This window comes from Chryseobacterium cucumeris (genome assembly GCF_001593385.1).
GTDB lineage: Bacteria > Bacteroidota > Bacteroidia > Flavobacteriales > Weeksellaceae > Chryseobacterium > Chryseobacterium cucumeris.
Map to the genome: position 1 here is coordinate 131,936 of NZ_LUVZ01000043.1, position 12,056 is coordinate 143,991.

The 12,056-nt window shown below is 34.5% G+C and carries 14 protein-coding genes; 9 read left to right on the plus strand and 5 right to left on the minus strand.

All coding sequences use genetic code 11. The annotated features are described in order from the left end of the window. The first annotated feature begins 208 nt into the window (after positions 1-208). From A1704_RS17840 to A1704_RS17850, 3 genes are all read left to right on the plus strand, one after another. Positions 209-727, plus strand: a complete 519-nt coding sequence (locus A1704_RS17840) for a hypothetical protein (protein ID WP_062675419.1) — start codon at positions 209-211, stop codon at positions 725-727. A gap of 75 nt (positions 728-802) precedes the next feature. Then, the gene (locus A1704_RS17845) at positions 803-1,687 is read left to right on the plus strand and encodes a transketolase (RefSeq protein WP_228432401.1); all 885 of its coding nucleotides are present in this window, start codon (positions 803-805) and stop codon (positions 1,685-1,687) included. Between the two features lie 30 nt (positions 1,688-1,717). Further along, positions 1,718-2,662 carry a transketolase family protein gene (locus tag A1704_RS17850; protein WP_062675421.1) on the plus strand — a complete coding sequence of 315 codons (945 nt, stop codon included), beginning with the start codon at positions 1,718-1,720 and terminating at the stop codon, positions 2,660-2,662. 190 nt (positions 2,663-2,852) lie between these two features. Here the strand turns inward: A1704_RS17850 and A1704_RS17855 are convergent, their stop codons facing one another. The 5 genes from A1704_RS17855 to A1704_RS17875 form a co-directional block, all read right to left on the minus strand. Continuing rightward, positions 2,853-3,371, minus strand: coding sequence for a hypothetical protein (locus A1704_RS17855; protein ID WP_228432388.1), 519 nt, complete (start codon positions 3,369-3,371; stop codon positions 2,853-2,855). After that, positions 3,349-3,828 (minus strand): hypothetical protein, encoded by a 480-nt coding sequence (locus A1704_RS17860; RefSeq protein ID WP_062675422.1) that lies wholly within the window; start codon positions 3,826-3,828, stop codon positions 3,349-3,351. The genes A1704_RS17855 and A1704_RS17860 overlap by 23 nt, the downstream gene beginning before the upstream one ends. Positions 3,829-3,985: 157 nt before the next feature. Continuing rightward, positions 3,986-4,519 (minus strand): DUF4303 domain-containing protein, encoded by a 534-nt coding sequence (locus tag A1704_RS17865; protein WP_062675423.1) that lies wholly within the window; start codon positions 4,517-4,519, stop codon positions 3,986-3,988. A gap of 140 nt (positions 4,520-4,659) precedes the next feature. Then, positions 4,660-5,613, minus strand: coding sequence for a DUF3829 domain-containing protein (locus A1704_RS17870; RefSeq protein ID WP_062675424.1), 954 nt, complete (start codon positions 5,611-5,613; stop codon positions 4,660-4,662). Between the two features lie 47 nt (positions 5,614-5,660). After that, complete coding sequence (locus tag A1704_RS17875; protein ID WP_062675425.1) at positions 5,661-5,981, minus strand: import component protein; 321 nt, start codon at positions 5,979-5,981, stop codon at positions 5,661-5,663. A gap of 239 nt (positions 5,982-6,220) precedes the next feature. Between A1704_RS17875 and A1704_RS17880 the strand changes: the two genes are divergently transcribed. From A1704_RS17880 to gwsS, 6 genes are all read left to right on the plus strand, one after another. Then, complete coding sequence (locus A1704_RS17880; protein ID WP_062675426.1) at positions 6,221-8,071, plus strand: helix-turn-helix transcriptional regulator; 1,851 nt, start codon at positions 6,221-6,223, stop codon at positions 8,069-8,071. A 616-nt stretch (positions 8,072-8,687) separates the two neighbouring features. Continuing rightward, positions 8,688-8,870 carry a TIGR04139 family peptide modification target gene (locus A1704_RS17885; RefSeq protein ID WP_062675427.1) on the plus strand — a complete coding sequence of 61 codons (183 nt, stop codon included), beginning with the start codon at positions 8,688-8,690 and terminating at the stop codon, positions 8,868-8,870. 96 nt (positions 8,871-8,966) lie between these two features. Next, entirely contained in the window at positions 8,967-9,821 is an 855-nt protein-coding gene (locus A1704_RS17890; protein ID WP_062675428.1) for a hypothetical protein, read from the plus strand. Positions 9,822-9,825: 4 nt separating this feature from the next. Beyond that, positions 9,826-10,731, plus strand: a complete 906-nt coding sequence (gene gwsG / locus A1704_RS17895; RefSeq protein WP_062675429.1) for a grasp-with-spasm system ATP-grasp peptide maturase — start codon at positions 9,826-9,828, stop codon at positions 10,729-10,731. After that, a complete protein-coding gene (locus A1704_RS17900; protein ID WP_062675430.1) occupies positions 10,728-10,907 on the plus strand; it encodes a hypothetical protein in 180 nt (59 codons plus the stop codon). The genes gwsG and A1704_RS17900 overlap by 4 nt, the downstream gene beginning before the upstream one ends. Beyond that, positions 10,904-11,974 (plus strand): grasp-with-spasm system SPASM domain peptide maturase, encoded by a 1,071-nt coding sequence (gene gwsS / locus A1704_RS17905; RefSeq protein ID WP_062675431.1) that lies wholly within the window; start codon positions 10,904-10,906, stop codon positions 11,972-11,974. Before A1704_RS17900 ends, gwsS begins: the two co-directional genes overlap by 4 nt. Positions 11,975-12,056: the final 82 nt, after the last annotated feature.

A 12,056-nucleotide genomic window follows, 5' to 3' on the forward strand; every position in this document is an offset into this window, starting at 1 on the left:
TAAAATTCAAAAAAAATCAATGTTTAGTAGCAAAAAACCAATGATCCTGCTACCACAAAGCATTACCGTTAATAAATATTTTTTATTTTTTCGTATTTGTTTAAGTAACTGATTTTATAGACTTTTGCATTTTAATTATCTTTAACACGAATGATATAAATTAATTTTAAAAAACATCGAAATAAAAAAAAAACAAAAATTAAAAACTATGAAAAAAATTATCGCAATTTTCACATTTCTATTGACTTTTAGTTTTATGAATGCTCAGGACAACTTTGAAGTCTCAACATTACGAATTGGCCCCTTTAAAGTTTTCATGCCTAAGGTTGATGCTGAAAAAATAGCGGGAATAAAACTGTCCAACTCTGGCGGAGAGAAAAAAAACATCGTAAAATATAATGGAGAAACTATTCAGATTGATCTTTTTGATAATTACATCAATGAAGCCAACCCGAGTGTTCCTTCCATTACCTACATGACAACAACAAGTAAAAAATTCAAAACCAAAAGCGGAATCGGGGTGGGAAGCACCAGAGATGACCTGATCAACACGTATAGAAGTTACGCCAATTTCAGTGTACGCCCGGACTGGGACTCCAATGGTAAGCCGATTAAAGATGCCGGTTATTTTAATCTTGAAGACAGCCAGGCAGGAACATTATTAAGCTTTAAATTTGTTAATAATATAGTAACTGAAATCTCTGTTTATCTTAACGAAGGCTGTTAAAAGCGGGAAAATATTCAAATCATACTAAATCCGAGTTTTATATCCGGATTTTGCATTTCCATAAGCCGGTAAAAAATTGTAAATTCGCATGCAAATAAATCAGATATAATGAGTAAAAGTATCGAAGAGTTAAAAACTCTTACTACGCAGATCAGAAGAGACATTTTAAGAATGGTTCACGCTGTAAATTCAGGACACCCTGGTGGTAGCTTAGGGTGCACAGAATTCTTTACAGCCCTTTACGGAAAGGTAATGAACTATAAACTTCCTTTTACAATGGAAGGTAAGAATGAGGATCATTTTTATCTATCAAACGGACACATTTCTCCGGTATTCTACTCTACTTTAGCAAGATTTGGTTTCTTCCCTGTAGAAGAACTAAGTACTTTCAGAAAATTAGATTCAAGATTACAGGGACACCCAACAACGCACGAAGGCCTTCCGGGAATCAGAATTGCCTCAGGTTCTCTTGGACAAGGACTTTCCGTAGCATTAGGGGTAGCTGATGGTAAAAAATTAGATGGTGATCAATCTCTTGTTTACTCTCTTCACGGAGACGGTGAGCTTCAGGAAGGTCAGATCTGGGAAGCATTGATGTATGCAGCTGCTAAAAAGGTAGATAATATCATTTCTACAATTGACTATAACGGTCGTCAGATCGATGGTGATACAGATGATGTATTAAGTTTAGGAAATCTTCATGCTAAATTGGAAGCATTCGGATGGATTGTTCTGGAAGAAAAAAATGGTAATGATCTTGAAGCTGTGATTGCAATTCTTGAGAAGGCAAAAACAGAAACCGGAAAAGGAAAGCCAGTAGCAATTCTTCTTCATACAGAAATGGGTTACGGAGTTGATTATATGATGGGATCTCATGCCTGGCATGGTAAAGCTCCTAATGATGAGCAATTAGACACAGCATTCAAGCAATTGTACCTAGAAGCTCCGGCTGATTACTAATATCTTAACATCTCGATTAATAAAATAAAAATGAAATATACATATACAGAAAAAAAGGACACGCGTTCAGGATTTGGAGCAGGATTAGCTGAACTGGCTGACAAAAATCCTAATGTAGTAGCACTTTGCGCAGACCTTATCGGTTCTTTGAAGATGGAGAAATTCATTGAGAAAGCTCCTGAAAGATTCTTTCAGATTGGTATTGCAGAAGCAAACATGATGGGGATTGCAGCTGGTCTTAGCATTACAGGAAAAATTCCTTTTACAGGAACTTTCGCTAACTTCTCTACTTCAAGAGTATATGACCAGATCCGTCAGTCTATCGCTTATTCTAACAAAAATGTAAAAATCTGTGCATCTCACGCAGGTCTTACTTTAGGAGAAGATGGAGCTACTCACCAGGTTCTTGAAGATATCGGTATGATGAAAATGCTTCCTGGAATGACCGTGATCAATACTTGTGACTACAACCAGACTAAAGCTGCTACTTTAGCGATTGCAGATTTTGAAGGTCCTGTATATTTAAGATTCGGAAGACCGGTAGTTCCTGTATTCATTCCGGAAGATATGCCTTTCGAAATCGGAAAAGGAATTATGCTTCAAGAAGGTACTGATGTAACGATTGTTGCAACAGGGCACCTTGTATGGGAATCTCTTGTAGCTGCTGATGAGCTTGAGAAAGAAGGTATTTCTTGTGAGGTTATCAACATTCACACGATTAAGCCTCTTGATGAAGAGATCATTTTAAAATCTGTTGAAAAAACAGGTAAGATTGTAACGGCTGAAGAGCACAACTACCTTGGTGGTTTAGGAGAATCTGTTGCAGGTATGTTGGCAAGAAAAAGACCTACAAGACAGGAATTTGTGGCGGTAAATGATACTTTCGGAGAGTCTGCAACACCAGCAGAATTGATGAAGAAGTATAAAATTGACTCTGCTGCAGTAAAAGAAGCTGTAAAGAGAATTTTAGCTTAATAGTTTAAAATAAGCTATTTTATATAGACAAAACCCGGCGGTTTCTTCGAAACCGCCGGGTTTTTAGTTATTGTGTATCAACCACCCCGTCAAAAATTCTTTGAATTTTTGCCACCCCTCCAAGGGAGGGGAATGGTTATACCTCCATTCTTCATCGTATTAGTTTTTACCCTGCTTTTCGGTACTTGTTTTATTGTTCTTCCTGATTCAGGGGAATTCCTACAGCAATGAGAACAGGACATAAAATTTCTTTTATATACTCCTCCTCTCTTCTGTTAGAAGCTTTAGATCCGGAAAAATAATTACTGATTCTGTAGTTTTTTACAAACTGATTTCTCTTTTTCCCGATGGAATAATAATATCCACCTCTTTCATCGTTCACAAAATAGGTCATTTCATCAAAATTCATGAGCTTTTTGGAAAGTAACAGTTTTCTGTAAATACACTTTTCCGATTTATCAAAAATATATTTCACAGGAATTCTGAAAAAGAGGTCAAACAGAAAGTAGATCATATAAACACTCCATAATCCCATGGCAATTTTGAACTGATCTCCGGATATTTTATCCATAAAATAATAGATGATCACAGGAAGCGCAATGACTCCCAATGCCAGCCATCCAACCAAAGTGCGCAGAAAACTGTAATTGGGCATAAAGCTTATTTCTCGTCCGTTTTCTTCAAACTTATAGCGGTCTCTGATGTCCATTTTCAGGATGATTAATGTTCAAAATATCCTCTGTTTCATTGACCATTTTCTGTATTCCTTTCTGGGTAAGTGCCTGGCCTATTGTAAGCTGTTTTTCTTTTCCATCTATTTCAAAATAAACAGACAGCATTACATTAGTGGTAATAAATCCCATATATTTTGTTGCCACCACATGAAAATTTCTGAAATTCTCAATCGGATATGTTCTTGCCGGAACAAAAATGGTATGTTTTCCCGTAATTGTTTTACGATCCATATCAATGATAAATTTTTTGGTAAAGAAGTTGACTACAATAAGTGCAACTACCGCCATAATAATATAGCTCCCGGTTCTTACACTATTAAAAATGAGTCCTGCAATGACTAGAAAAATAATACAGAGCACTGCAATAAACACCGGCTGGTTTCTAAAAATATATTGATTTCCTTCTTGCTTATAAAATTGATAGTTGTTCATAATGAATGTAATTGTTCTTAATATTTTGGTTGGGAGTTGAGTCTAATGTTATAAAAAGCATGTATAGAGATTGTAATGTATAAGAGGCTTCTGAGACAATTATTTTATCGGCTTCATATGTATATATTTAAAGTGTTTTTTTTAATTCTTCATACTTTTAATTGCCCCAGGTAGCCATCCAGTCCAGATATTCATGTTGGTATTCATTATCATTCAGTCTGATGATAAGGTTTTTCAAGTCTTCTTGCTCAAACTCATAATCTGAAACCGTGAAAATCAGGAAAATATCTTTGCTCGTGACATTTGTGAAAAAGTTCTCGTTTTTAAGTTTTTCTAATACTTCAATACAACTTGAATATAGTTTAGCCTGAAAACTCTCAAACCATTGATCATCGTCATCGTGCTTACTAAGCTCTGCTCTCAACTGAGTGCAGATTATATCAAATTCTTTATCGGCACTTTTCATTTCGTAAGTCCATTCTGCCGGTTCATATTTATAATAAAGAGCATCTTCTTCATCTGCATTCTCCATTACTTTCAATGTATTGGCAGCAGGGCAAACTGTCATTGCTCCTTCATCGCTGTACAGTGCAAAGCTGTAAATTCCTTCTGCTCCATGCTTTTCATACACTTCTAAAAAAGCTTTCCTTGTAGCATCTTCAATCTGCTGTTTCAAAATTTCAAAATCCATACTTCTTTTCTTTTCTAAAATGGGCGGTAAAATTACCTTTATCCTGTTAAATCAGTATATTATATTCTTTAAAGGTATAGCCAGTTTCATGATTATAGCTAGCTGTTTTTATTATATATAATCCAGCCGGGAATTAAAAATCAATCTACAAAAGTGTTATAACGGTCAAGAACATATCCTGCTTCTCTTTCCAGGTTATCAAGATCACGGTTTAGATCCTGACTATTTTCGTTTAGGCTTCGCTGTACGATTCTCATTTTACCCAGGAAATCATTGACAGAACTGTTGAATGCCTGATAACTGTTTTCCTTCTGCTTTTCTGAAGACGGAATTTTTTCATTGATGTTCCTTTTATATAATTTTTCCATCTGCTCGTATTGGTGGGAAAATTTGTTTTTATAGGCATTCATATCCGCTACATCATAGGAATCATCAATAATTTTCTGAGCCAGCTCCATAACCTCCTTAGATTGAATGATCTGTGTTTTGAGCGGATGATCTTTAAGCATCTCAATTTCTGCTTTATTTGCCCTTGGGGAAAGCTTAGTGAATAAGTCATTGGCCGCTGTACGGTTTTCTTTAATAAGTTGTATTGCTTTTTCGTTGATTTCGGCGACTTTCTTTCCTTTATCATCTTTCCAGTCCTCTGCCTGTTTGTAAGTGTCCAGTTCTTTTTTTAAAGATTCCAATCGGATCATTGTATCCTTCATCTTATCCACAAGTGTCTGAAAATTCTTTCCCAATACATCCGGAGCCATTAATTCCTGACGGGTGTACAACATCACTGAAGGCGTAAATATGGGCATAATACCGGAAGCTTTTGGATTGGCACCGGCATTTTTCACATAGTCTTCCATCTGTATCAATATATTCTGAAAATCTTTGATAAAATCTGACTGCTCATCATCCATTTTTACAACTTTGTTATTAAAAGAAATAATATCTCTGTTTACATCCCCGGAATTAACACTAAAAGGGTTTACCTGCCCTGAATCATTCTGTGACAGCTTTTCTTTAACTTTTTCCAGTTTATCGCATGATATAACAGAAAAGCTAAAAAAAAGCATCCCTGCGATGATTAATGGTGTTTTCATAATTTTATATTAAATGTTAAATAGGTGTTTCCAAAAATTTTTGAATCCTATCCGATAAAAGAAAATTTGTCCTCAAATATTTTCCCTATTAATGGCAAAGGCTTTTCAACATTGTTGGCTGCATTAATGATTCCGATAATCATCAACACCAAAGGAATCAAACCCAATATTCCCAGAATTCCGATTTTAGTAACCATCAATACAATATTGAGAATGATAGATAAAAAAATAGAAAAAAGAATTAATCCCAATGATTGTTTCAGATGGTATTTTAAAAGGCTGTTCGACTTTTCTTTTCCGATAAAGAAGGATATCAGCCATCCGAAAAGCGTAATGTAAGAAACAATTGATAAGGTTTTGTTGTCCATAGCTGTAAAATTTTAAATTAATATTCTTTGATTTTTTTCTGGCCCTAAATTGCAGAAGAAAAAGATCCCAGTCTTGTTTTATGCGACTACAAAACATATTCAACCCCGATCACAGATGACTACAAAACGTCTACAAAAACATTTAAAAAGTTAATAATCAATAAATTACAAACAACACATAGCTCTAGTTTTTCAGACAGGAAATTGACAGATGTCTACAAATTTTGTACTTTCACCTTATGAAATTAAAGTACTTACTCTTATACTGTATACTTTTTATCTGCACATTATATCCCGCACAGAATGCATTTATTGATGGCCTTAAAAACCAATTGAGAGGAGATCATATTTCTACTGCAGAAAAATTCAGAATTTACAATGAACTTACCGAATATTACAGAGTTAGCGATCAATATCCTACAGCTGAAAAATATGTTCAGCAGCAACTTGATCTTGCTAAAAAAGAAAATGATTATGCTGAAGAAGTAAAAGCTCTCAGTCAAAAAGGAGTCATTAAGCTTAATCAGTCTGAATATGATAAGATTCCTCCTATTCTGGATGCTGCGAATGCAATTGTTCAAAAGAGTCAAAATAAAACTGCGGAACTATATGCCACTTATCTGAATATCTACTACAGAAATGCACTTGGCGAACTTGAAAATACAATCAGGCTTGTTCAGAAAGTCCTTCCCATCGTTGAAAAACAACCTTCCGAAGTCTTATTAAATGCTAAGCTCAATTATCTTCTCTACGGAATCTATACAGAATGGAACGATGCTGAAAATGCCACCAGATATGCCAAAAAATCCATAGAACTTGCCGAAAAGGCAGGAAACAAAAATTTACTCAGCTCTACCTATTCGGCGCTGGCTGTCTGCTACTCCTTTCAATATGAGAAAAGTGGAAACTCAAAAGATCTGAAACCCGTCATAGAGATGTGTAAGAAAGCTGTTGGCCTGTACCATCAATTTCCCGGTCATGTCTCAGCCCATGTACATGCAATGGCCTTACTGAATCTCACAAACTATTATCTGAGCTATCCGGTTATGACTCCTGAAATCCGTGAGGAAATTCAGAATAACGCCCACGAAATCCTGACCCTTACGCAGCATACAACCCTTAATCAGAGTATGCAGGCAGGTGCACTTGGTGTTTTGAGCAATCTCGCATCACGGGATCATAATGATACTTTATCAGAGCATTATCTTTTGAAAGCGGAACAGATTCTGCTTACCCAGCAACCGGTTTATTACCATGTTATGATCAATGTGGTGAAAGATCTTGCCCAGCTGTATGCAAAACAAAAGAAATATCAGAAAGCTTATGAATATGAATCAAAGTTAACAGAATACAGCAATCTTCTCTTTGATGAAGGGCAAGCTGAAACCGCAAAAAGATTGGAAGCTCAATACCAGTCTCAGAAAAAAGAATCTGAACTCAGATCTCTCACTGAGAAAACAGCCAGTCTGAAAAAAGAGAAACTCCTTTATATTATATTGGGAATCATAGGATTAACTGGAGCCTTTTTTATGTTCCGTTCTTATCATTTTAAACTGCGGTATTCTATAGAAAGAGAAAATAAACTTGATACAGAAAAGCATGAAGCAGAAATGCAGGTCAAACTTCAGGAGCAAGAGCAGGCAAGATTAAGGGCAGAACAGGAACTTCTTACGCTTCAGCAGCAAAAACTTCAAAGTGAGGTACTGGCCAGCCAGCTTCATATTCAGCATAAGAATGAGGTTCTGCAGCAGCTTCAGACCCAGCTTTCCGATACGGATATTAATATTCATCAGGTGGTAAAGGGAGAAAATCGGGTTGACAATGATTTTGAAAAAATCAGATTTACTATTCAGGAACTGCATCCGGATTTCTTTAAAAACATCAGTGAAAAAGCCCAGCAAAAACTTACTGCTCTGGATCTGAAATACTGCGCCTATATTTATCTGGGAATGGATACAAAACAGATTGCCAACCTCCTCAATGTAGAGCCCAAGAGTGTAAGAATGACCAAATACCGCCTGAAAAAGAAGTTCGGGCTGGATGAAAATACTGCTTTAGAATCTTTTTTCCAGGGAGTATTCTCTGAGTAAACGCCCCATATTTTATTTCTATTTCAAATTAAAAGCTTTTTAACCTCATGTTGAAAAGCTTTATTTTTATATCTCAGGTTCCTTTGCACGGATTCAAATTTTAAAAACCCAGAGTTTTCTGCAAAAATTGATAAGATGTTTACCTCGTTTTCGGATTAAAAAATGTGATTTTAAAACAAACAAATCACCAGAAGCATACAAATTGTGGTCAAAATAAGTGACTCAGCATCTTATTATCGTGCTAAAATCATCTGTTTTCCGATATTGTACAATAGAAAATATTACCATGCAACCTACTGTTAAAGCCTGTAATTTTCTTTTTATGGCTGGCATGCAATTTATACTTTTTCGAATTTCAAATATTTCACCAAAATACAACTACCATTTCGAGTAAAATTTGCATTTGTGTATCAAGTAAAATACAAATCATTTACACATTTTATCCCTATGAAGTGATCTAAATATTTATAGTTTTATCCCATCAACGTTGATGAAATATATTCTTCAAATTTAAAATGTAAGTGTACAGTGCATGATAAATAGGAAGAATTATTCACCCAGGTCAGGGTTTATTTGACACAAATGATTCATATAAAAACAATTAAAAATTACACACATGAAAAAATTAAATGGAATGAAGAGAGACTTCTCTTCTTTGGAAAACAAAAAAATGAAAAATCTACAGACTATTAAAGGTGGAGAAACTGCTATCAACTATGTTGCCACTAACAAAGGAGAATGTTATGACAAAGAAACGTGGATTGACCACACTCTTGATTCAACTTTAGAAATCTGCTAAGATCAATAAAAGTGTTAATATATTGTCTAGGGAGGAAAATAATTCCTCCCTTTTACCAATAAGAGTATCGTTAATCCAATAAATACTGATCACCTAATGAAACGAAATTCAATTTTAATATTCCTTCTCATTATTCTTTTTTTTATTCTTTCCTGCAAAAGCAAGGATTATATTGTTTATTATAACAGAGTGAATGAAATTGATAGTCTTTACCGGATTGCTAACCAACCCGAAAAAGCAATAATGCAGTATAAGAAATTATTCAAAAAATACACTCCAAAAAATCAGGAGCGTATCAAAGAATATGAGACTTATATTAAACTGGCAGATCAACATCAAAAGAATTTCGGTGGGAAGAAAAGTCTATACAAACTTATCCCTCTGATTGCTCCTTACGAAGGGTCATATGGAAGTTATTTCGGATTATTTAAAAAGTATGGTATAGATAGCACCGAGGTAAAACAGAGAATTGTAGACTGGAAGAAAGGTTTGAATAAGCGACTGGTAGATTCTTTCAGCATTGCTTTTGTCCGTGATCAGGCGGAAGGCAGGAGAAATCCACAGCTCATGGAAAAAAATGACAGAATCAATGCACAACTGTTGAAATGGACCTTTGAAAACTACGGCTATCCTTCAGTACAAAAAATTGGTCTTATAGGAAATGGCGGTGTGTTTATGCCTATGCATCCCTTGTTCAGTCACATGATAGGTGAAAAAGAATATCCTTATTTCAAAGCAAAAATGCTGGAATATATAAAATCCGGAGACTGTATTCCAAAAGACTATGCTAATATGGTAGACCGTCACAATCTACAAATAGATAAAGTAGAAATGCCTTATGGCTCTTATCCAAGTTATAGTGCTATTATTGATACTATGAAAGTAAACCATAATAGGAAAAAAATAGGCTTGCCTGCTTTAAAACGTATATCTAAGGTTCAAAAAAAATGACAATATGATTCTTATTATTTCCAACAACAATGAAAGAACCACTAATAAAATTATAGAATGGCTTTTTGAAATGGAAAAGGAATTCATCCGTATTCATGAAGATGAAATTTTTGAAATTGCAGTGGAGAACAAAAAATTACTGTTAAGGAGTAGCAGAAGTTCTTTTTTTCTGGATGAGATCACAAGCGTATGGTACAGAAGAGGCAGATTAAAAATCAAACGCTTAAAGTATGAAAACCCTTCTGTAAATGCTCATATGAATGAAGTACAGCATTGGCTGGAAGATTATGTAAGAACAATACTGGAGTCCAAAAAACATATCAACAAAGCAAGTAATAGTGATATTAATAAACTCCTGGTATTGGAAGAAGCAAAAAAAATAGGTTTAGAAATTCCTGAATATTATCTGGCAGATAATACGGATCAGGTTTCCCTGGATAAGACTATTGTAAAAACCATTGGTGGAAATCCTATTTTGGATGACATTGATAAAGATTTAAATGGTATTATGTATACCTCAACGGTACACAAAAGAGAGAAAGCAAAGTTCTTCATTACATTCTTTCAGGATAAGATTGATAAAGAATTTGAAATCAGAACATTTTATCTCAACGGAAAATGCTACTCGATGGCTATTTTTTCTCAAAATGATGAACGGACCAAAACTGATTTCAGAAAATATAATCTAGAAAAACCTAATAGAAATGTTCCCTACAATCTTTCCTCTTGCATTGAAGAAAAAATTAAACTTCTGATGCAGGCATTGGATCTTAATTGTGGATCACTTGATTTTTTAAAAGGAAAAGATGGCAAGTTTTACTTTTTAGAAGTTAATACCATTGGCCAGTTTCTGGGACTGTCTCATACCTGTAACTATTCGTTGGACAAAAAAATAGCAGATTACTTATGAAAATTAAAGTTAAAGAAAAAAACAAGCTTCCGCTTACCTTCAAACATATAGAGTCCTTCAATGACCAGAAACCTAAAAAGACTAATGATGTCGTCTATGTTTTAGAATGCAAAAAATATCAGACCAATTATTATATAAGAGAAAGACCTATCAAATCATTGAACCGGTTACTATGAAATACTTCAATTTTTTCTCAAACATCCTTATCACAAAAGGAGCCATCAGAATTCTCATTTCAGATCTACAGAGAAATGTATCTGAACTATATCCTCTGGAGTTGTTTGAAATTATACAAGAGCTGAAAAACAAATCTATCGAAGATACAATGATAAGTTATGATGAAGAATCCAAAGAAATAGTTGAGAACTATATCAATCTTCTATTGGAAAAAGAATACGGATTTGTTACTGAAAATGGCTGGGACAGAAATTTTCCTCCTCTCTCTTACGACTATCATGAACCCAACGCTATAACAGATCTTTTTATCGAAATGGAAGATCTCGGGATCTTAAAGAAAATATATCCATCCATAGAAAATCTTGGAGTTAAATATTTGGTTATTTACAGTTTGAAATCCTTAACCTTAAAAGACTGTATAGAAATTGATGAAATTTTTAAAACCTCAGTTTTATCAGGAATAGAGATTTTCTCTCCGTTTCATCAGAAAATGAACCTATCTTTTATGCAGGCTCTTCAAAAAAACACAGTCAGAATTTACAGTCTCATTCTTTACAATTGTTCAAAACCTCCTTTCAAAGCTAAAGATGAATACCGTTTCTCGCTGCATTTCCTGAAAGATGATCTGAAAATATCTGCGTGTGGAAAAGTGGAACTGAAGTACTTCAATACTAACATTACTAAAGTGACGGAAGCAGTTAACCACAATTCCTGCCTGCATAAAAAGATAGGCATTGATAGAAAAGGTAATATTAAAAACTGTCCACTGATGAATGAAAGCTTTGGAAACATCCAAAAACAAAGCCTTGAAGAAGCCCTCAATCAACCTGATTTTAGAAAATACTGGGATCTTACCAAAGACCAAATTGAGATATGTAAAGATTGTGAGTTCCGTTATGTCTGCACAGACTGCAGGGCATACACTGAAAACACTCTAAAAAGCAAAGAAGGTCTGAATATATCAAAACCTTTGAAATGTGGCTATAATCCTTATACGGGTGTGTGGGAGGACTGGTCCAAAAATCCTTTAAAACAAGAAATTTTTAATTCCCTGGAATTCAGATAATTTTTTTCATAAACCTTGTTATAATTGAAAACCGCTTCTAAATTAAATTTAAAAGCGGTTTGTTATTTTATTGTATTTGAAA